Origin of the sequence: Bacillus sp. FSL R9-9834 (genome assembly GCF_038006905.1) — a bacterium.
Lineage (GTDB): Bacteria > Bacillota > Bacilli > Bacillales > Bacillaceae_G > Bacillus_A > Bacillus_A pacificus.
This window is the reverse complement of the sequence record NZ_JBBOWD010000001.1, coordinates 3,039,405-3,059,531: the sequence shown is the minus strand read 5'-3', so window position 1 is coordinate 3,059,531 and position 20,127 is coordinate 3,039,405. Positions and strand designations below refer to the sequence as shown.

The 20,127-nt window shown below is 34.9% G+C and carries 19 protein-coding genes; 12 read left to right on the top strand and 7 right to left on the bottom strand.

Going from position 1 to position 20,127, the window contains the following annotated elements; genetic code table 11:
• The first annotated feature begins 316 nt into the window (after positions 1–316).
• Entirely contained in the window at positions 317–1,156 is an 840-nt protein-coding gene (locus MKY00_RS15800) for a YitT family protein (RefSeq protein ID WP_016717994.1), read from the top strand.
• 195 nt (positions 1,157–1,351) lie between these two features.
• On the opposite strand, the gene paiB is transcribed toward MKY00_RS15800, so the two are convergent.
• Genes paiB through MKY00_RS15785 form a run of 3 tightly spaced genes read right to left on the bottom strand, consistent with a single transcriptional unit; the run spans position 1,352 to position 2,994 of the window.
• Positions 1,352–1,975, bottom strand: a complete 624-nt coding sequence (gene paiB / locus MKY00_RS15795) for a protease synthase/sporulation negative transcriptional regulator PaiB (RefSeq protein WP_016717993.1) — start codon at positions 1,973–1,975, stop codon at positions 1,352–1,354.
• 22 nt (positions 1,976–1,997) lie between these two features.
• Positions 1,998–2,516, bottom strand: a complete 519-nt coding sequence (locus tag MKY00_RS15790; protein ID WP_016717992.1) for a GNAT family N-acetyltransferase — start codon at positions 2,514–2,516, stop codon at positions 1,998–2,000.
• 25 nt (positions 2,517–2,541) lie between these two features.
• A complete protein-coding gene (locus MKY00_RS15785; protein WP_016717991.1) occupies positions 2,542–2,994 on the bottom strand; it encodes a MarR family winged helix-turn-helix transcriptional regulator in 453 nt (150 codons plus the stop codon).
• Between the two features lie 114 nt (positions 2,995–3,108).
• Between MKY00_RS15785 and MKY00_RS15780 the strand changes: the two genes are divergently transcribed.
• The 3 genes from MKY00_RS15780 to MKY00_RS15770 all read left to right on the top strand — a co-directional run bounded on the left by MKY00_RS15780 (position 3,109) and on the right by MKY00_RS15770 (position 5,910).
• The gene (locus MKY00_RS15780) at positions 3,109–3,774 is read left to right on the top strand and encodes a YczE/YyaS/YitT family protein (protein WP_016717990.1); all 666 of its coding nucleotides are present in this window, start codon (positions 3,109–3,111) and stop codon (positions 3,772–3,774) included.
• Between the two features lie 80 nt (positions 3,775–3,854).
• The gene (locus tag MKY00_RS15775) at positions 3,855–4,532 is read left to right on the top strand and encodes a response regulator transcription factor (RefSeq protein ID WP_016717989.1); all 678 of its coding nucleotides are present in this window, start codon (positions 3,855–3,857) and stop codon (positions 4,530–4,532) included.
• Position 4,533: 1 nt separating this feature from the next.
• On the top strand, positions 4,534–5,910 hold the full coding sequence (locus tag MKY00_RS15770) for a sensor histidine kinase (RefSeq protein WP_016717988.1): 1,377 nt from the start codon (positions 4,534–4,536) through the stop codon (positions 5,908–5,910).
• Positions 5,911–6,076: 166 nt separating this feature from the next.
• Here the strand turns inward: MKY00_RS15770 and MKY00_RS15765 are convergent, their stop codons facing one another.
• Complete coding sequence (locus MKY00_RS15765; RefSeq protein WP_000353367.1) at positions 6,077–7,336, bottom strand: MFS transporter; 1,260 nt, start codon at positions 7,334–7,336, stop codon at positions 6,077–6,079.
• Between the two features lie 220 nt (positions 7,337–7,556).
• Positions 7,557–8,180, bottom strand: a complete 624-nt coding sequence (locus tag MKY00_RS15760; protein WP_029141150.1) for an ArsR/SmtB family transcription factor — start codon at positions 8,178–8,180, stop codon at positions 7,557–7,559.
• A 185-nt stretch (positions 8,181–8,365) separates the two neighbouring features.
• On the opposite strand from MKY00_RS15760, the gene MKY00_RS15755 reads away from it, so the two are divergent.
• Both MKY00_RS15755 and MKY00_RS15750 read left to right on the top strand, forming a co-directional pair.
• A complete protein-coding gene (locus MKY00_RS15755; protein WP_016717986.1) occupies positions 8,366–9,430 on the top strand; it encodes an ABC transporter permease in 1,065 nt (354 codons plus the stop codon).
• Entirely contained in the window at positions 9,430–10,101 is a 672-nt protein-coding gene (locus tag MKY00_RS15750) for an ABC transporter ATP-binding protein (protein ID WP_016717985.1), read from the top strand. The genes MKY00_RS15755 and MKY00_RS15750 overlap by 1 nt, the downstream gene beginning before the upstream one ends.
• Positions 10,102–10,165: 64 nt before the next feature.
• Here the strand turns inward: MKY00_RS15750 and MKY00_RS15745 are convergent, their stop codons facing one another.
• On the bottom strand, positions 10,166–11,284 hold the full coding sequence (locus MKY00_RS15745; RefSeq protein WP_016717984.1) for an LPXTG cell wall anchor domain-containing protein: 1,119 nt from the start codon (positions 11,282–11,284) through the stop codon (positions 10,166–10,168).
• Between the two features lie 150 nt (positions 11,285–11,434).
• Positions 11,435–12,028, bottom strand: a complete 594-nt coding sequence (locus MKY00_RS15740) for an ATP-binding protein (RefSeq protein ID WP_141114915.1) — start codon at positions 12,026–12,028, stop codon at positions 11,435–11,437.
• Positions 12,029–12,229: 201 nt separating this feature from the next.
• On the opposite strand from MKY00_RS15740, the gene MKY00_RS15735 reads away from it, so the two are divergent.
• The 6 genes from MKY00_RS15735 to MKY00_RS15710 all read left to right on the top strand — a co-directional run bounded on the left by MKY00_RS15735 (position 12,230) and on the right by MKY00_RS15710 (position 19,892).
• Positions 12,230–13,150 carry a class I SAM-dependent methyltransferase gene (locus MKY00_RS15735; protein WP_033677850.1) on the top strand — a complete coding sequence of 307 codons (921 nt, stop codon included), beginning with the start codon at positions 12,230–12,232 and terminating at the stop codon, positions 13,148–13,150.
• 126 nt (positions 13,151–13,276) lie between these two features.
• A complete protein-coding gene (locus tag MKY00_RS15730) occupies positions 13,277–14,389 on the top strand; it encodes an aminopeptidase (protein ID WP_016717981.1) in 1,113 nt (370 codons plus the stop codon).
• A 149-nt stretch (positions 14,390–14,538) separates the two neighbouring features.
• Positions 14,539–15,771 carry a DUF4073 domain-containing protein gene (locus MKY00_RS15725; protein ID WP_016717980.1) on the top strand — a complete coding sequence of 411 codons (1,233 nt, stop codon included), beginning with the start codon at positions 14,539–14,541 and terminating at the stop codon, positions 15,769–15,771.
• Between the two features lie 330 nt (positions 15,772–16,101).
• Positions 16,102–17,097 carry a D-cysteine desulfhydrase gene (locus MKY00_RS15720; RefSeq protein ID WP_001046592.1) on the top strand — a complete coding sequence of 332 codons (996 nt, stop codon included), beginning with the start codon at positions 16,102–16,104 and terminating at the stop codon, positions 17,095–17,097.
• A 23-nt stretch (positions 17,098–17,120) separates the two neighbouring features.
• Positions 17,121–17,543 carry a hypothetical protein gene (locus tag MKY00_RS15715; protein WP_016717979.1) on the top strand — a complete coding sequence of 141 codons (423 nt, stop codon included), beginning with the start codon at positions 17,121–17,123 and terminating at the stop codon, positions 17,541–17,543.
• 903 nt (positions 17,544–18,446) lie between these two features.
• On the top strand, positions 18,447–19,892 hold the full coding sequence (locus tag MKY00_RS15710; protein WP_016717978.1) for a L,D-transpeptidase family protein: 1,446 nt from the start codon (positions 18,447–18,449) through the stop codon (positions 19,890–19,892).
• Positions 19,893–20,127: the final 235 nt, after the last annotated feature.

Genomic DNA, 20,127 nt, shown 5'->3' with positions numbered 1-20,127 from the left:
TAAACCTCTGTGAGCACACGCTTGATGCGAAGCCTATCCTATAGCTTCGCCTATTTGTTTTGTATTCGAAGTTTGTGCGATTGAGAGTGTTCCTATTCACTTTTCAGCGTAAATAGCATACGAAATCAAAACTTTACTTGTAGTACATAATAAATACAGTTGTTACCCTTTTTAAATTTCATGTAGATATAGAATAAAGTTGATGTATCATCCTATATGAAAATAAAAATAAACTACTGTTCGATTTGAATATTCCACGATATAATGGTGAGAGTTTATATCTGAAGAAATATTTGCATAAGAAGTGAGGTACTATATGAAAAAAAGAACGACAGACATTATTTTTATTATTATTGGTGCATTCCTTTTTGCTTTAGGTGTCAATTTGTTTGTTATCCCGAATGAATTCGGTGAAGGCGGGGTAACAGGGATCACGATTATTACGTACTACTTATTTGAGTGGTCACCAGGTTTAGTCAATTTAATTTTAAATGCGATTTTGTTAATAGTTGGTTATAAATTTTTAAATAAGATTACAACAATTTATACGATTATTGCTGTAGTTACGAACTCGCTATTCCTTCATTTAACAGAAGGATGGACGATTGCTTCTGATGAAATGCTCGTAAATGCCATTTTCGGTGGAATATTTATCGGGTGCGGGATTGGTCTTATCATTCGCGTTGGTGGAACGACAGCAGGTACTACCATCTTAGCGAGGATGACACATAAGTACTTAGGTTGGAGCATTAGCTATGGTCTACTGTTCTTCGATTTAATCGTTGCGTTTTCATCTTATTTCATCATTGGTGCAGAAAAACTGATGCTGACAATTATTATGTTATATGTAGGAACGAAAGTAATGGAATTTGTAATTGAAGGATTAAATCCGAAAAAGGCCATTACGATTATTTCCGATAATCCGGATGAAATTGCCGGGAAGGTGACTTCGTTAATGGGCAGAGGGGTTACTGTGTATTCAGGTCATGGTTATTACACGAAAACGCCGAAGGACATTCTTTATGTTGTTATTAATAAGCAAGAAGTAGTGAAGCTAAAGCGAATTGTTCAAACTACAGATCCGGCTGCGTTCATTGCTATACATGATGTTCGTGACGTATTCGGAGAAGGATTTGTTGATATTTCGAAGGCTTAAAAGTTGTTTTTGGTTAAAATAATCTTAATACTGAAACGTGAGAATCTATTTTGAATAGTCTTTTTTCAAAATAGATTCTTTTTTATTAAACATCATTCACTTTCAGTTCGAACTTTTACATTTTAAAGAAAACTGCCGATAGAACGTTCCAGTCTGTTCTTTAATTTTGAAAGGTGAGAGTTGAATAACAATGGATTATATGTGATTTTTTAATCTACTCCCCATGAGTTCCGCCATTTGTTTTGCATCTGGATTTTCTTCATCGTACAATTTCTCAATAATGTTAATATAATCCGTCTCATTTCGATTTTGGCTTAATTTATATGCAGCCTGGATGTCTCCCACCTTAATTTTAAATCCAACTATACCTTTCAGTTCATTTTCTAAGAGAGTGGGGGAAAGTTTATCCCATAATACTGGATTTTCACGATGCTCTTCATATTTTTTCAGCATTGTTGTTAATTCATCTATTAATTCCTCTTTATCTAAAATACTTGCTTTACCATATATATGGACAGCTTGATAATTCCATGTTGGAACTTCTTCATTTTCATACCAAGAAGAAGAGATATAAGAGTGCGGTCCCTGAAACATTACAAGAACATCCTCACAAGTTTCAAATGTTCTCCACTGGGGGTTCCCATAAGCCATATGTCCAGTAATAAAATAATCATCACCTTGTTTAGTTAACCCAAAAGGTAAATGAGTTGCGATTGGTTTCTCTTTTTTGGTTGTGACGATTGTTCCAAAAGAGTTTTTTTGAACAAACTCCCAAATTTCATCAACATTTGTGACTTTAAAATATTTTGGAATATACATAATAGCCCACCTCTCAAAAAAGTTATATGAGTGTTTTAATCATTATAAGGTCAACTTGTTCGTCATCTCCCATATAAAAGGAGTGAGAGCCAGCTTGTACAAAACCTAACTTCTTATAAAAAGCAATAGCATTTTCATTTTTCTCCCATACGCCTAGCCAAATATTCTTTTTATTATTTGCTATTGCAATTTCCATAGCGTTATTTAGTAGATATTTGCCAAGACCATGTTTTTGAAAGGAGCTCTTTATATAAATTCTCTCGATTTCAAGTGATTCATCGCCCATTTCTTCAGACTGAGCATCATCAGTATTGATCTTCAGATACCCAGCAATTGCATCGTTGAAGTAGACAAAAAAGAATTGAGAAGAGATATTGGATAATTCTTTTTCTAATTGCTTTAAGTTAAATGCCTTTTCCAAATAATGATGCATATTTTCGGGTGAATTCTGATGTTTAAAAGTCTCATTAAATGTTTCATAACTAATTTCTTGAAGTTTGTGTATATCTTTAAGGGTGCACTTTTCTATATGTGTAGTCATTTGAATAGTTAGCTCCTTTATATAATCAATAATTTCTCTTATGTCCCTTTTTTACAAATTCCCAATCTTTTTCTATATTTTTTCTTACTCTTTGAAGAAGATTAGAAATAGTTTCCGCTTCTGTTTCCGAAAATCCTTCTAATGCAACAGTATTGGAATAATCATTTTCTCTTTTAATAAAAGGATAGACGTTTTTTCCTTTTTCTGTTGGAAAAAGTTTTTTGATTTTTTTGTTAGATTCATCTTCTTTCTTTTCGATAAATCCATTGATTTCAAGCTTTTTGATGGCACGGGCTGCGGTTGTACGATCTACTTTTATCATCTCAGATAGCTTTTCTTGAATGATTCCTGGGTTTTCACATATTCGCACAAGGTACAAATACTGACCTTTTGTAAGCTCATATTCTTTAAATTCTATATTACTAATAGAATCTAATGCCCTTGCAATCATGCCAATTTCACGAAGAATTTCTTTCATAATGAACTCCTCATCTTTCTTTTTTATTGCAAATGCAACAATTTGAAGTTACATTTAATATAAAATATTTTTATTGTAAATGCAACAAAAATGACGATGAAGAGGCTGATTAAAATGAAGTATGTTTTTTATGTATTAGGAATTTTAATATTAACCCTTGGTATTTCTTTCACAATACAATCAGATCTTGGTACTTCACCTTTTGATGCACTTTTAGTAGGACTTTCTTTAAATGTGGGGCTTACTGTGGGAAGCTGGGAAATAATAATAGCTTTATTATTAATATGTTGTAATTCGATATTAAAAAGACAAAGACCAGAAGTACTAGGGTTGTTAACAGCATTCATAACGGGCATTGGTATTGATGTGTGGCTATTTTTATTATGCAATCTAATTACACCTGAAATATGGTACAGTAAAATGATTTATTTTGGAATCGGATTAGTTATTACAGGATTAGGAACTGCAATATATTTACAGACAAATTTTGCTCCCATTCCAATTGACCGATTAACTTTAATCATACAAGAATTAACGAGAACGAATATCTTTATATCAAGAACATTTATTTATCTTATATTCTTAATAATGGCAACGATTTTACATGGACCAATTGGTGTTGGAACTATATTAACTGTTTGTTTAGGTGGGCTATTACTGAATTTATTTATGCCACTTACTAAAAAAGTAATAGATCACTTATTCGTACACCAGAGTACTTCATCAAATTATAAGAAAAATAAAGCAGCTGACCACAATGATAAGAAACGTATCTTCTAAGGAATCCTTTTCTTTTTCTTGCAAAAAAACCAATTGTTTCTTAATGTAGTGATGTAGAAGGATGAACGAGAGAGGGTTTAATGAAGATGATACATATTTTATTAGCTGATGATGATAAGCATATTAGAGAATTATTGCATTACCATTTACAAAAAGAGGGGTTTAAAGTTTTTGAAGCGGAAGACGGAAAGGTAGCGCAAGAAGTATTAGAGAAGGAAAATATTCATCTTGCGATCGTGGACATTATGATGCCGTTCGTTGATGGCTATACGTTATGTGAAGAAATTCGGAAGTATCATGATATTCCTGTTATTTTATTAACAGCAAAGGGTCAGTTAGTCGATAAGGAAAAAGGATTCATTTCTGGTACGGACGATTATATCGTAAAACCATTTGAACCAGCTGAAGTCATTTTCCGTATGAAAGCTTTATTACGACGTTATCAAATGCTAAGTGCTGACATAATTACACTCCATGGAACGACAATTGATCGTAAAGGTGTTGAAGTAAAGTGTAACGGGCAGACGATTTTACTTCCATTAAAGGAATTTGAATTATTATCACAACTAGCTAGTTATCCTGGGAGAACATTTTCAAGAGAAGAGTTAATTGAACTAGTATGGGGAATGGATTTTGAAGGGGATGAACGGACAGTTGATGTTCATGTGAAGCGACTAAGAGATCGTTTCTCAAAACGAACGGATGATTTTCAAATTACGACAGTGCGCGGACTCGGTTATAAGTTGGAGCTGAAATAAGATGAAATCACTATATTCTAGATTTGTATTTATGACAGTCGGTATTATGCTACTTAGTAGTATAATCGGCTTTTTATTAACAAACGTATATTATCAAGTGAAGTTAAAGCCATATAATAGCGAAAAGATTTTAAAGTATGCGGAAGAAGTTAAGTCATTATATGAAAAGCAAAGCGAAGAAAATCAAGAGGCGTACTTACAATCTATTGCGAAGTTAGGGTATGAAATTTATATTGTCGATGATCAAAAGAATGGAAAGCGTATCGGCAATGCGTTTCGTAAGACGTCTATTAGTGATGATACCGTTCATAAAGTATTGCAAGGTGAAACGTTTAATGGTGTTTCTACATATCCGACTCGCCTATTTATTACTGGTTTTTTCGATAATGAATTAATAAATAGTGTTGGTGTCCCGGTAAAACACGGTGATAAACAGTACGCTTTATTTATTCGTCCTGACATTCAGAACCAATTTGGCGAAATGCGAATTTTCTTAGCGGTATTACTTGGGTTTATCGTACTATTAAGTATTATCTTTATAGCGATTGCAGCAGGTTACATCGTTCGTCCGATTCGTAAATTTACGAAGGCTACGCAAAAAATTGCGAGTGGTGAATATGAAATCGAATTAGATGTAAAACGAAAAGATGAAATAGGAACGTTATCTACAAGCTTCCAAAAGATGACGAAAAGTATAAAAGAATTAGATGAAATGAGACAAGAATTTGTTTCGAACGTTTCACATGAATTCCAGTCGCCGCTTTCTTCTATACAAGGTTTTTCGAAAACGTTGCAAACAGAAAAGATGAGCGTGGAAGAAAGAAATCATTACTTACAAATTATTGAAGGTGAAAGTAAGCGAATGTCTAGTTTATGTAAACAGTTACTTACGCTCGCTTCATTAGATAAAGAAGAGAAAGTGTTACAAATAAAAGAATTCAATTTGCAGAAGCAAATTAAAGACGTCATTTTTATGCTCGAATGGAAATGGCGTGAAAAAGATATCGCCGTTGAATTTGATGTGCCGGATATCGTCATAAAAGGTGACGAAAACCTTCTTCATCAAGTATGGAGTAACATTTTCACGAATAGTATTAAGTTTTCAAACGATGGTGGGACCGTTGAGTTTTTTGTCGAAGAGTTAGAGTCTAGCGTTATAATCTCTATATCCGATAACGGAATCGGTATGGAACAAGAAGAAATGGATCGTATTTTTGATCGTTTTTACAAGGTGGATACAGCAAGAGCAAGAAATGTAGAAGGTAGCGGTTTAGGATTATCGATCGTGCAGAAGATTGTGGAACTGCATAACGGAAACGTTTCAGTTTATAGCACGAAAGGGGAAGGGACGACCGTTCGGGTGGAACTTCCTAAATAGATGGAAGAGGCTGTTTGGAAACGGCCTCTTCTTTTTGTATAAAATCGAAAAATCGCTGATATAATTCGAGTTGCGCTGATATATTGTGAAAATCGCCGATATAATTCGAGTTGCGCTGATATATTTGAAAAATCGCCGATATAAATTTCACGTACGCCCATTCCTGTTATAAAGCCGCACCTTTCCCGCGCTCTTCCTTAAACTGCACCCCAAAAGTATCCGCTGTAATTTCATCAGCTTTCGGCAAAGCCCGTAATTTCGGATGAAGTAACCATACGAGAGAAATGAAGAAAATCCCGATGCTAGCGAGCGCGAAAATGAGTTGGCTACTCAATACATTTGCGGTGTATCCGCCAATTAAAGAACCGAACGGCATCGCAATTGTGCCCATACTTCGCATGACAGAGTTGATGCGTCCAATATATTGATTTGGAATTACAATTTGACTAATTGTCGCAAATAATATGTTCGTGGCTCCAATCGGAATCCAAGCTAGGCCGAATAAGAAAATAGACAGCCATTGAAACGGTACAATTGTAGAGAGAAACCAAAAGATAGCGCCAGTTGCAAAGCTAATAATGGAGACGCGGCCAACGTTACGTTTGCCAACCCATGAACTGAATAGTGCTCCAATTAAACTGCCGGCGGATATAGCTGCTAAGAAGAAACCATATGATTTCACGCCGCCTAAAGAATCAGCGAAAGAAGGGAGTATTGCCATCGTCATACCGATTGAAAAATTGGCAACAACGGAACCAATTAAGAAAACGCCCATTAATGAACGGAAGACGATTGAAAACCCTTCTTTTAAATCAGAGAAATATTGTTTCGTTGAAAGTGAGGTGCCCGTTTCGGTTTGCTTTGGCATTTTTAATGAAAAGAACAAAAGGGCAGTAATCGCGAATGTGAAAGAGTCGATTACATATAAAGTGATCGCGCCAAATAGTGCTACTAATATGCCAGAAAGCGTCGTGCAAATTAAATCAATGCCTTGATATGCAAATGAGAAGAGTGAATTTCCTTTTAATAATTGTGTTTTATGCAGTAGAAGTGGTAAAGCTTTCGATTGTGCGGGATAGGCGAATTGTTCGATAAAGGCTACGATGGGCATGATGATGAGTAGTAGTTGGACTGTTAATAGATCGAAGTAGTGTGTAATAGGAATGATTAATATAAGAATGCATTGCAAAACTTGTGTGATGACGAGGGTGTTTTTAATGGACCATCTATCAACGAATGGACCGGTAAGAAATTGAAGTGCAGAAGGTAATAACGTAAGAAAACCAGCTAATCCAGAATAAAAAGGATTACCACTTAATTTGTATACGAGCCACATCGCCGCTACATAATACAAACTATCTCCTATGTTTGTAAAAATTCTTCCTAAAAATAATAAGAGGAAATTCCGGTTTTTCAATATGTCCATTTAATCTACTCCTTTATAAGAAATTTATTCGGTAAAATAAATTTGACCGTTTATCCGACTTTAATGGGCAGTAAGACTCCCACCTCAAAATGCAGCGAAAGCAAAGAAGTTAGGTGGGGGTCGGGCTGCCCATAAAAGTCCGATTGGTTCAACTAATAATCAGTGGGGGATAAAGAAAACCCCCACTGATTAAAGTTTCACTTTATGTAAAAAAATCATATTACGATTTTTCTTCTTTTTTAATAAATTGCTGCATTGTTCTCTCAGCGATTTGAAGTGCAGTAGTAGAAATATAATAAGATTTACTATTTGGATCTTTATCCGCGTCTTTTGTGATCTCGTTTAATTCACCCATCAATTCATAAAACTTTTTCACCCACACTTGAAATTGTTCTGGCGTAGCATCAAATTCCCAGCAAGATGAAACGTAATTCCAATCAGCAGGATCTTCGCTTTCTTTTCGTAATGTAAAAGCTTCTTCTGGTGCAGCGAGAATTTGGCTTTTCGTTCTTTCTATCATTTGTAAAAAGATTTGGCGGCCTGATTCGCTTACTATCTCTAAATGAGGTAATAGATCTGCAGCAGGGGTGAAGCCTCTAGCGACAGATTGATAAAACTTTTGAACGATGCCATTCTTTTCTTCTGTATATACAATTTCTATAAAACCATTCTTTTCTAATTCTTTTAAATGATAATGAATTTTAGCCCTTGGAATGCCGAATTTCTCAGATAGTAGTTGCCCTGTATAAGGACGTTCGCATAGACGCATCATCATTTCGACACGTAGTGGATCGCTCATTGCTTTTAGTTGGCTATAAGTAGTAAGTGTGAACATGGGCTTCAAAATGATCAACTCCTTAAATGAAATTACTCGGTCAAGATTATTTGACTGAATTGTATCAAGGATTTTGATTATTTTCAATACTTTCTGAAAATTAAATATTACTCTCTGTAATCTTTTGTTCATATTCCGTTCATATTTCTTTTTTATGATAAGTGCATAGAAAGAAAGAGGAAGGAGCGAGCGAAATGTTTTTAGCTCTGCGTGAATTAAAACAATCAAAATTACGATACGGATTAATCGGATTGATTATGGTGTTATTATCATTTTTAGTTCTTGTTATTTCAGGATTAGCAAATGGATTATCATATGATAATGCTTCATCGATTCAAAATATGGAGGCAAATAAGTTCGTTTTAGCAGATGATGCGGAAAATAAATTACTTCGTTCACAAATTAAGAAAGACGATGTAGATAACGTAGTAAATCAAGTAGGCGAGAAAGAGGCTGTTCCGTTTCGTGTGAAAGTTTCAACGTATGAAAAGAAAGGTAGTTCGAAAAAAGTGGATGTTGCGATTTTCTCAAGTGAACGTGATTCATTTTTAGAACCGAACATTGTAAAAGGTGAGAAATTAGGCACAGCAAACAACGAGATGGTTGCTGATGAATCCATTAAAGAAAAAGGAATCGATATTGGAGATACAATTATTGATCCTGTTTCAAAGAAGGAATTTACAATCGTTGGATTTACGAAAGATCAAATGTTTAGCCATACACCAGTCGTTTATGTAAATGAAGACGTATGGGGCGCTATTTCACAACCAAACCAAAAAGATTATAGTGCAATTGCACTTAATACAGATAAAGAGATTAAAAATGCACACGTAATTGACAAAAAAGAAGTGCTGCAAAGTATTCCAGGGTTTAAAGAAGAGCAAGGAACATTAACGATGATCATTGCATTCTTACTTGTTATCGCTGCGCTATTAATCGGAGTATTCTTCTACGTTATTACACTACAAAAAACACAGCAATTAGGCGTATTAAAAGCAATTGGTACGAAGAACTCGTATTTAGCAAATAGTTTAGTCGTACAGGCGTTATTCTTATCAATCGTTGCGATGGTAATTAGTATTGTTCTTGTACAAGGATTAGAAACAATTTTACCAGCAGGTATGCCGTTCTTATTAACAACACCGATGATTGCACAATATGCAGCAATCTTTATCGTCATTAGTATTTTAGGAACACTTATTTCGTTATATCAAGTATTAAAAGTTGATGCGCTAGAAGCAATTGGAGGCGGGATGTAATGACTTCATTATTAAAACTAGACAAAGTAAGTAAAGTGTACGGAGAAGGGGATACGGAAGTAACAGCCCTTCATCCGATATCGCTTGATGTAAAAGCCGGAGAATTTATCGGAATCGTCGGTCCTTCTGGATCAGGGAAAAGTACGTTATTATCAATCGCGGGTGCATTATTATCACCGTCAAAAGGGGATATTTACATTCGTGAGCAAAATATTACGAAGTTATCCGAAAAGGAAATGACAGACATTCGTTTGAAAAAAATCGGTTTCATTTTCCAGTTCGCAAATCTTGTTCCATATTTAAATGTAAAAGAACAATTACTTTACATTGCGAAGTTAAAAAAAGAAAGTAAACAAGAATCAGAAAAGCGTGCGGATCATTTATTAGCGGCATTTGGATTAGGAGAAAGAAAAAATCATTATCCAAATCAACTATCTGGTGGGGAAAAACAAAGGGTAGCAATCGCTCGTGCATTCATGAACAACCCAGATTTAATATTAGCAGATGAGCCAACGGCAAGCTTAGACTCAAAACGCGCACGTGAAGTTGTTGAAATGATGAAACGTGAAGTGAAAGAGAGCCAAAAAGCAGCCATTATGATTACACATGATGAAAGAATGCTTGATGTATGTGATCGTATATTGACGCTAAGAGATGGAAAGTTAATATAAAGAAAAGGGCCAACCGTACATGCGGTTGGCCTTTGTATAATTGTTTCTAATAAGTATAATGGCTTTATTTTGAGAATAACGTTTTAATTTTATTGCGAGTTACTAATAAAACGCCGCCTAATACAGATAACATACCTAAAGCCATATTATTTGATTGCTCACTACCAGCGTTAGGAAGTTCTCTAGCGTTATTGTTTGTGTTCGTAGTACCAGTCTTTGTTTCTGTTTGTTTTGATTGAGATACTTCATTAATTTTGTTATCTACATTTTGCTTCGTAGTATGTACCTCAGCTAATTTGTCCTCAATTTTTTTCTCAGTATGTTTAAAGTCGTTGATTTTAATATCTAAGTCTTGTTTTTTCTTTGTTAAATCGTCTGAAACAGTTTGTTTCGTTTGTTTAATTTCGTTAATTTTATTTAGTAAATCTTCTCTAGCTTTTTGTAATTCAGCTAGTTTATTTTTCACATCTTGTTTAGCTAGTTCTAAGTTAGCGGAAAGGCTATCTAAATTACCTTTAATTTTCTTAAGTTCCTCTAACGTGTTACCAGTATTCGGTTTGTTTTCTTTTAGCTCAGCAAGTTTGTCCTCAGCAGTTTGTTTCGCTTTCTTTAACTCAGCTAATTTGTCATCTACTTGTTTTTTTACTTCTTTAAGTTCATTAACCTTTTGATCGATGTTCTCTTTATGTTGCTTCATTTCATTCACTTTTTCATCGACAGTTTGTTTATGTTCTTTAATCTCATTAACCTTATTATCGATATTTTGCTTATGCTCTTTCACTTCAGCAACTTTATCTTCTACTTGTTTTTTATGCTCTTTTATTTCAGCGATTTTATCTTCGGCGATTTGCTTGTCTTGCTGAAGTTTTGTATCTAATTCTTGTTTATGTTGTTTAATCTCGTTAATTTTTTCATCGGCAACTTGTTTGCGTTCATGTAGTTCATTAACCTTCGTATCAACATTTTCCTTAACTTTGTTAAGTTCATTTAATGTTTGATCCACGTTTTCTTTGTGTTGCTGCAATTTCGCATCTAACTCTTGTTTATGTTGCTTAATTTCAGCTAATCGATCTCCCGTACTTTGCTGAGGAGTAGCATCAGTTACTTCCGCATGAGCAGAGTTTGCGCCAGCAATCATTGCTAAAGCTAGTGTAGACGCAGCGATTGTTTGTTTTGTTTTCATATTTTTGTACCTCTTTTCTTTCATATGCATGAACTGTTTTGTGTAAAAATGAGCATATAGAAGTAGATTATCTTATCATTATATACTATGTTAGGCGCTTAGAGGAAGGATTTGCATAATAATCTATGATTATGTAATTTTTATAATCTTTTATTTTTGGGTAGGGGACAAATCTTTAGCTAGATGAACAATTTCTTCAATAGTAAAGTTTACATCTTTATTATTGCGGATAACAAACAAATAATCAGCCTCGTTTTCTATAGGATCTACAACATCTTCGTGAAGTGACTCAGCCTGTTGGCGATTCAGAACTTCTTTGAAACTAGAATAACTACCTCTAAAAATATTCGTACTTCGTGTGCTTCGAGCCACTCTTTCGTAAAGTACATCATCTGGAATTTCAAAGTGAACGAGTATGCGTACATATTCATTTTGTGGAAATAATTCGTTTAGTAAATATAACCTTCCATTTTTACTGCGATTGGAGTTACTAATAATAAGGTGTAAATTTGTATGTTCTTTCGCATAATCAACAATGAATTTAGAAAGACCGTGCTTAAATGTATTAGCGCCTTCAGCTGGTTGTAATTTTTCATAATGCGTGTTAATAAATTCAGCTTGGTTATCTTGATCCATAACGAAAGAGTGGGGTAACTCTTTTTCTAAAGCTTTTGCAAATGTAGTTTTACCGCTGTGCGTTTTTCCTACTGTAATAATGACGAATCGTTTCATATTGACCTCCATGTGTATTGTTATAATTTGGGGATTCGGTGTAAATTGACAATTTTCCTGCTAGAGAATATACAAAGCGCCGAAGTGATAGTAGGCTGGAAACTTTACAAAAAAACTTATTTATGCTATAATTTACCAATATAAAAATAAAGTGTATAATAGGGTTCTCCTGGCCAGGGGAACCCTATTTTTATTGTGAAAATGAAGGAGTGTATGTGCGTGAAAAAAGGTGAATCAAGTGTAACGTCGCTAGTATCAGCTTTCGGAAGAGCATATCATAGTGAATTTGATAGTCCGAAAATATTTGATGATTATGTAGCTAAAGAGTTCATATCGCCAAAAGAACGTAACGACATTGAAACGAACATGGTTCAAGGAATACATTTTTTCAATACAGACATTGCACAGCAGTTTCAAGACAATCTGAAAGAAATATTAAAATGGATTACGCAAGTTCAATTATCACCAACACCTTTAGCGCGTGCGGCATATTGTGAAAGAGTTTTATTACATGAAATTACATTAGGTGCAAAACAATATGTCATACTCGGTGCAGGCTTAGATACGTTCAGTTTTAGACACCGAGAATTAGAAAATAAAATAGAAATATTTGAAGTGGATCATCCTTCTACGCAACAGTTTAAGCAGGAAAGAATAAAAGAAGCAGAACTTGAAGTTCCAAATAATATTCATTTTGTTGCGATGGATTTCACGAAAGGATTTTCCTATGAACAGTTACGGAATGAAGGATTTGAAAATAAAAAAACGTTCTTTAGCCTTTTAGGTGTGTCGTATTATTTAACAAAAGGGGAGCTTTCTAGTTTAATAGAATGTTTATTCGAGATGGTTTCGGAAGGGAGCTCTATCGTTTTTGATTATCCAGATGAAAACTTATTTACAGAAAAGGGACTGTCTAATCGAGTTGAAAACATGGTAAAAATGGCTGCAGTAGGCGGAGAACCGATGAAATCATGTTATTCTTACGCCGAAATGGAAGCACTGTTAGAGAAGGCGGGCTTACTCATTTATGAGCATTTATCACCAGAAGATATAAATGCATTCTATTTTGAAGGACGAAATGATTATTTGAAAGCTTTTGAGACGGTGCATTATGTGCATGCGGTGAAAAAGTAGAGGATTAGTAGGCATGGGGAGAAATCTCTGTGTCTTTTTTTGTGGAAGAACAAGTGGGAAATATTAACTAGGAAGGGAAATTCGATAATGTAAAGAATATGAAGTATGAATGTAACAAATTAAGTAGTGAAGCAAAGGTTATCGAAATTAGCAGATGTATTAGTCAACCATTCTACGAAAGTGCGACCTGGTGATCAAGTGTTGATCCAAAGTGTTACAGAGATAGCCCCCGCAGTCGTTCGTGAAATTATTAAGTCAGTGGAAAAAGCAGGTGGATATGCGCATGTATCAATGCGCGACGTGTCTGTTACGAGGCAATTAATTTTGTCAGGATCTGAAGAACAATTTAAGTTATTAGCAGATTGGGAATGTTACCGATTAAGTAAGATGCAAGTGTATATTAATCTTCGTAGTCCTAGAAATGCATATGAATTAGCGGATGTACCGGCAGAAAAAATGAAGTTATATCAAACGATATTTGGAAAAGCTCATAGTGAAGCAGTGTATAAAACGAGATGGGTGACAACTCGTTTTCCGAATGCGGCTTCTGCACAAGAAGCAAATATGAGCACGGAGGCTTATGAAAAATTCTACTATGATGTATGTACGCTAGATTATAACAACATGTCGAAAGCAATGGAGCCATTAAAAAAATTAATGGAAAAGACAAAACGAGTGAGGATTATTGGAGAAGGAACGGATTTGGAGTTTTCCATTGAAGAAATAGGCGTTTTAAAGGGGGATGGTACGGATAATATCCCGGATGGCGAAATATATACAGCACCTGTCAAACATTCTGTAAATGGAGTAATAACATTTAATACAGTTTCCGTTCAACAAGGTTATGCGTTTCAAAATATAAAGTTACATGTTAAACAGGGGAAAATAATAGAGGTATATGCAAATGATACAGAGCGAATGAACCGAATTCTTGATACGGATGAGGGAGCAAGATATATTGGAGAGTTCGCGCTAGCTTTTAACCCCTACATACTACATCCGATGAATAATACGTTATTTGATGAAAAAATAAATGGTAGTTTTCATCTAGCGATTGGAGATTCATTGCAAGGTGCAGACAACGGAAATAATTCAGCGATACATTGGGACTTAGTAAACATTCAAAGACCAGAGTATGGTGGGGGTGAAATTTGGTTTGATGATGTATTGATTAGGAAAGATGGGGATTTTGTTTTGCCAGAGTTATTTGGATTAAATGAAGAAAAGTTAAAGAGATAAACTGAAAACCAACAAATCCTCTTAAAAAACACTTAACTTTTAACTCCATCTATCTTTACAATCTCTCCCTATAATGTGAATTGGACAAGCACCTAAGAGAAGGCAGAACATGTCAGTTTGTACATTCTATTATTAGGGGGAGAATTTGTATGAAAAAGACAGTTGCTTCGTTAGCAGTTATGGCGGCATTATTACCGACATTTTCAGCATATGCGGAAGGGAAAGAGCAAGTTCGAAAATCAGCTACAACTTTTAACGTTATTAGTGACATTCAAGGGGATTTAGGAGACTTTGATCACGTGTTAAAAGATATGAACAAAGTGACGCCACTTTCTAGAGCGCTTATTATGAATGGGGATATAACGCCAACTGGACAACAGTCACAATATGATGATGTGAAGCGTGTGTTAAACAAAAATAAGCATCCCGAAAATGTATGGTCAACTGTTGGGAATCATGAGTTTTACGCTGGAAAATGGACAGCTGATGGGAAGTTATCTCAAAGTACATGGCCAAATGGTGTAACTGAGGAAACTTTATTTAACCGCTATCTGAAATTTAGCGGACAAGAAAAGGTATATCATAAAAAAGAATTAGATGGTTATCCGCTTTTATTTTTAGGAACGGAAAAATATATGAAATACCACGATTCAAAAATGTGGGATGAAGTATATATGAGTGATGAACAATTAGGTTGGTTAAAACAAAATTTAGAAGAATATAGTCAAAAAGATAAAAACAAGCCGATTTTCATTTTTTCTCATCACGTTTTACCTGATACTGTGTCTGGATCAAGACAGTCACCATATTTAAATGACTATTTAAACGTGGATAAATTGTACGATATATTAAAAGATTACCCGCAAGTTGTTTTCTTCACGAGCCACACGCACTGGGATTTAAATTTACCGGATTGGGCTGGTAAAAAGAAAATTGCAGGCGGAGATGAAAAAGGATTTACAGTTGTAAATACGGGTGGTATTGAAACGGGCTGGATGTCGGCTGGACCAAATGGAGGAGAGAAGACTGCTCCTGATGGTTATTCATTCAAACAAGGGTTGCAAGTGAAAGCATATGGCAGCGATGTAATGGTGACAGCTTACGATTACAAACGTGATAAGGAAATAAAGAAATTGTTAATTAGTGATTCGAAAATTGCACAAATAGCACCAAATGTAACGGCAGATGATAGTAAAAACGTAATCGTCGGTGCAACAGAATACATGGAGTACGCTGTAGAAGGAGCGGACGAGTGGCATACTTATAATCCAGGAAACCCACCCAAATTTGACGGGGACAAAATCGTATACGTACGCCATAAAGGCGAAATGAATTTAGAACCAGGATTAACACAGCTACTTCGTTTTTCGGCAAATAAGTGATTGGAAGAGGGCCTACTTTTTATCGAGTGGGTCCTTTTATGTTGCCAGTTTTTGTCGATAAGTCGATATATTGAAAAAATCGTTGATATATTTCAAGTTATGAACGATATATTTGAAAAATCGTCGATATAAATTTCATGTACCGTAATATGGTTAAAATCATTATTATAATTTCATGTACCGTATTGAAGATAAAACCTTTAATGCAATTCCATTTGCCAAAGCCGAATTCCAACACATTTTTACCCCAGAAAGATGACTTCATCATTTTTACATGTAATAATAGTATCGTTACATACATTGTGAAAGAAGTACAAAGGAGCGTTATTCATGAATTTAGCTAAATTCCCGAGAAAAAAATATACAGAATCATATACACCAATTGAAAAATTAAACAATTTTTCAGAAGCACTTGGTGGGCCGACTATTTATTTTAAACGAGATGATTTACTTGGTTTAACAGCTGGTGGTAATAAGACGAGAAAGTTAGAGTTTCTAGTTGCGGATGCACAGGCAAAGGGTGCAGATACGTTAATTACAGCTGGTGGTATTCAGTCAAACCATTGCCGTCTAACACTGGCAGCTGCGGTAAAAGAAAAAATGAAATGTATTCTTGTATTAGAAGAAGGGCTTGAGCCAGAAGAGAAGCCAGACTTTAATGGAAACTATTTCTTATATCATTTACTAGGTGCTGAAAATGTCATTGTTGTACGAAACGGAGCAGATCTTATGGAAGAGATGCATAAAGTCGCGAAAGAAGTTAGTGAAAAAGGTAGTACACCATATGTAATTCCGGTCGGTGGATCAAATCCTACTGGCGCAATGGGGTACGTTGCTTGTGCGCAAGAAATTATGGCGCAATCATTTGACCAAGGAATTGATTTCAGTTCAGTCGTTTGCGTAAGTGGTAGCGGCGGTATGCACGCTGGTTTAATTACTGGTTTTGCTGGAACACAAAGTAACATTCCAGTAATCGGCATTAACGTAAGTAGAGGAAAAGCAGAGCAAGAAGAGAAAGTAGCAAAACTTGTAGATGAAACGTCAGCTCACGTTGGTATTCCAAACTTTATCCCGCGCGAAGCTGTTACATGCTTTGATGAATATGTAGGACCAGGTTATGCGTTACCAACGCCGGAAATGGTGGAAGCAGTGCAATTACTTGCGAAAACAGAAGGTATTTTACTGGATCCAGTGTATACAGGTAAAGCAGTAGCGGGGCTAATCGACTTAATTAGAAAAGGTACATTTAAAAAAGAAGACAACATTTTATTCGTACATTCAGGTGGTTCACCAGCTTTATATGCGAATACGTCTTTATTTGTGTAAGTGTAAAAAGCATTGGGTATCCAATGCTTTTTTGTTATTGGCCTCTAGTTATGATTAGTATCTATATATTCATAATAACCGGCTGTTCAATTGGACTAGAAAATGAAGAGCAAAGAATCGAAGTGCACAAAAATATTGGTGATAATGAATATGAAGATTTTAAGGTAGTGACAGATAATAATGAAGTGATGCAAGTAAAGAAAATATTAAAGGATACTACTTTTGAAAATAAAAAAGTGGAAATGTCTCGTCCAGCTGATTATCATTTTGTTTTTCAATTTAAAAATTCGAAAATAGAGGCGAAAGCTGTGTTGTATCAAATTTGGATAAGCCCTAATAAGGATAAAGTGGAAATCATCTCGGGTGGTAATCGGTACGCTCAATTAGAAGAAAAAAATGCAGCTACTTTGTTTCGGCTTGTTACAGGGGAAAAGTTAGCTGAGTAAACTATATTGGGTTATAGGAATTCAGTTTATATTTTTCATTTTGAGAGATAATTAGTTTTCAACAATAATAGCTATCTTTTTATGTTGGAATAAACATTGAGAATCGGATAAAATGGAAATTAGACATTGGATTCATGCTCCTTAAGGTGTGCTTTAATCTGCCAACGGATAATAAAACTAGGAAATATATTGTTTTTATAAAGATTCGATGTTATGTTTAATTTTCTTAATATAATATTTCTCTTATATAGGAGTGGCTATTTGAAGAAATTAATAGTATTAGTTTTATTGGCTACATGCTGTCTCGCTATTGCAGGATGTTCTAATAATAAGGTTACAACAAAGGATGAGTCTAAAAATTCAACACCTGTAAAGATTAAACGTATCAATAAAGCGTGGTATAAACATATATAATAGTTTTCAAGAAACTTGAAATTGTTGATGAGAAAGATATCATAAGGTGAAATTAGTTAGGCCGATAGTAGAGGTTGTGAAACTTGGTGACAAGCAGGAAGCATGGTTCGCATTTAAATTAATAAAACATGTGGCATTAAAATATTCACAAAAAAGAGTCTACATGTAGGTCATTTTTTGTGGATATTTTTCATAAATAAGAGATATTCTATGCTGCCTGTCTTTAACTTGGACCTTCTAAAAATTACTTTACTAGGTTAAAATGTTTATAGAGTTTCATTCTTCAAAATGCGATGGGTCCCATAATAACTCGATTGATGTGGTCCTTTTTCGCGTTATTTACCATCTTTATATATCTTTCTATTAAAAAATCTAACTTTAATAGATAAAATCTGGTTAAAACAATGAAATTTCAGGAAAAATAAGGTACACTAATCAATGGTTTTGGTTTAAAATCAATTGACGTTAATGTATACGGGGGAAAGATTGATGAACAATAATACAGTAAATGAATCTGTTGAAGAAGTTGAGAAAAAACGGGTAAGATCCAAAAAACGTTTTACAAATTGGAAGCTTATCGCAGCAGGTGGCGGAGTACTTGCACTTCTCCTTGGAGGAATGAGCTATTATCAGGCAACTCACTTCAATTCTAATGTTACGATTAATGATACAAAAGTTGGTGGTTTGAGCGCTGATCAGGCAATACAGAAATTAAAAACATCTGGATTAGCAAACAAAGTTTATATTGATCAACAACAAATTTTAGATGAAAAAGAGACAAAGACGGAACTGACGGAAAAAGATTTGCCGCAAGTTAAGAAACTATTAAAAAGCCAGTGGACATTTTTCCCTTCTTCAAAGGAAAAAGAGTATTCATTGTTATCGAAAGAAGCGGATCAGTATCGTAGTGAAACGATGAAAAAACTTGTAGAAGAAAAGCTTGTTTCCATGAATGAAAAATTAAAAGCACCTCAAGATGCTATGGCGAAGCTTGAACAAGGAAAAGTTGTAATTTCGAAGAGTGTTGATGGAAAACAGTATGACGTTACGAGTTTACTAAAAGATTACGATAAGCAGAAGCATAAAAGCGAAATTCATTTAAAGTCTGCATACATACAGCCTATTAAAGAAGACGATCCGATTATTAAAAAAGAAGAGAAAGCATTACAAAATCTTCTTACGCAGTCTGTTGACTATAAAGTGCAGGATGAAGTGTATTCATTAAAAGCGAAAGATTTAATTCAAAACGCGTCTATGTCAAAAGATATGAAGGTGACAATCGATGCGAACGAAATTAAGAATAAGGTTGCTGAAATTAATAAGGCTAAATCTACATTACATAAAGACTTCGCTTTTAAAACGCATTCTGGTTCGGTCATATCAGTAAAAGGTCAAGGATACGGCTGGGCACTAGATGTTGAAAAAGAGACAAAACAAGTTCAACAAGCCTTTGAGAAAGGCGAAAAATCACTTTCTGCTTCTAATATTCACGGAAATGGTTGGGAGAAGGAAGGGATCGGTTATAAAACAACATCGAATAATGGCATCGGAGACACATATGCAGAAGTTTCAATTGCAGATCAACAAATTTGGATTTACAAAGAGGGTAAATTAGTCCTCACAACAAATGTAGTAACGGGTAAACATAGCACAGGTGAAGATACATCACCAGGTGTGTGGTACGTTCTATACAAACGAACACCATATACGCTAAGAGGCAGTGCAGTAGGGAAAGCTGATTATGCAGTGAAAGTAGATTATTGGGTTCCATTCACAAATAGCGGTCAAGGATTCCATGATGCCGGCTGGCGAAAAGACTGGGGAAGTAATGCTTATTTAACAGGAGGATCAGGTGGTTGTGTGAACCTTCTTCCTAACGTTGCAAAAACTGTGTATGATAGCTTGAACACGTATGATCCAGTTATCGTGTACTAGAATATAATTGCGCATTAAAAACTTAAACGAGTAAACAAAGCAGGAAATTTTACCTAATGGTCCATGAAAAAACACCTCTTGCATTCGCATACTAAGTGTGCAAATGCAATGGAGGTGTTTTTGTTTGAAGACAAGAGTTCATTGCTTATAAGAAGCAAAGTGGAGAGAGATTCAGATGAAGAAACAGGTTTTCAAATAGTCAATAAAATTGACACTGAATATCATTTTCATTTAT

Excerpts from the sequence above, each read along its gene's own strand:
- MKY00_RS15790 (WP_016717992.1), bottom strand. The coding sequence starts at position 2,516 with ATGACTACACATATAGAAAAGTGCACCCTTAAAGATATACACAAACTT.
- MKY00_RS15735 (WP_033677850.1), top strand. The coding sequence starts at position 12,230 with ATGTGCGTGAAAAAAGGTGAATCAAGTGTAACGTCGCTAGTATCAGCT.
- MKY00_RS15765 (WP_000353367.1), bottom strand. The coding sequence starts at position 7,336 with ATGGACATATTGAAAAACCGGAATTTCCTCTTATTATTTTTAGGAAGA.
- MKY00_RS15750 (WP_016717985.1), top strand. The coding sequence starts at position 9,430 with ATGACTTCATTATTAAAACTAGACAAAGTAAGTAAAGTGTACGGAGAA.
- MKY00_RS15770 (WP_016717988.1), top strand. The coding sequence starts at position 4,534 with ATGAAATCACTATATTCTAGATTTGTATTTATGACAGTCGGTATTATG.
- MKY00_RS15755 (WP_016717986.1), top strand. The coding sequence starts at position 8,366 with ATGTTTTTAGCTCTGCGTGAATTAAAACAATCAAAATTACGATACGGA.
- MKY00_RS15785 (WP_016717991.1), bottom strand. The coding sequence starts at position 2,994 with ATGAAAGAAATTCTTCGTGAAATTGGCATGATTGCAAGGGCATTAGAT.
- MKY00_RS15800 (WP_016717994.1), top strand. The coding sequence starts at position 317 with ATGAAAAAAAGAACGACAGACATTATTTTTATTATTATTGGTGCATTC.
- paiB (WP_016717993.1), bottom strand. The coding sequence starts at position 1,975 with ATGTATATTCCAAAATATTTTAAAGTCACAAATGTTGATGAAATTTGG.
- MKY00_RS15780 (WP_016717990.1), top strand. The coding sequence starts at position 3,109 with ATGAAGTATGTTTTTTATGTATTAGGAATTTTAATATTAACCCTTGGT.
- MKY00_RS15715 (WP_016717979.1), top strand. The coding sequence starts at position 17,121 with ATGCTTTTTTGTTATTGGCCTCTAGTTATGATTAGTATCTATATATTC.
- MKY00_RS15720 (WP_001046592.1), top strand. The coding sequence starts at position 16,102 with ATGAATTTAGCTAAATTCCCGAGAAAAAAATATACAGAATCATATACA.
- MKY00_RS15745 (WP_016717984.1), bottom strand. The coding sequence starts at position 11,284 with ATGAAAACAAAACAAACAATCGCTGCGTCTACACTAGCTTTAGCAATG.
- MKY00_RS15725 (WP_016717980.1), top strand. The coding sequence starts at position 14,539 with ATGAAAAAGACAGTTGCTTCGTTAGCAGTTATGGCGGCATTATTACCG.
- MKY00_RS15740 (WP_141114915.1), bottom strand. The coding sequence starts at position 12,028 with ATGGAGGTCAATATGAAACGATTCGTCATTATTACAGTAGGAAAAACG.
- MKY00_RS15775 (WP_016717989.1), top strand. The coding sequence starts at position 3,855 with ATGAAGATGATACATATTTTATTAGCTGATGATGATAAGCATATTAGA.
- MKY00_RS15710 (WP_016717978.1), top strand. The coding sequence starts at position 18,447 with ATGAACAATAATACAGTAAATGAATCTGTTGAAGAAGTTGAGAAAAAA.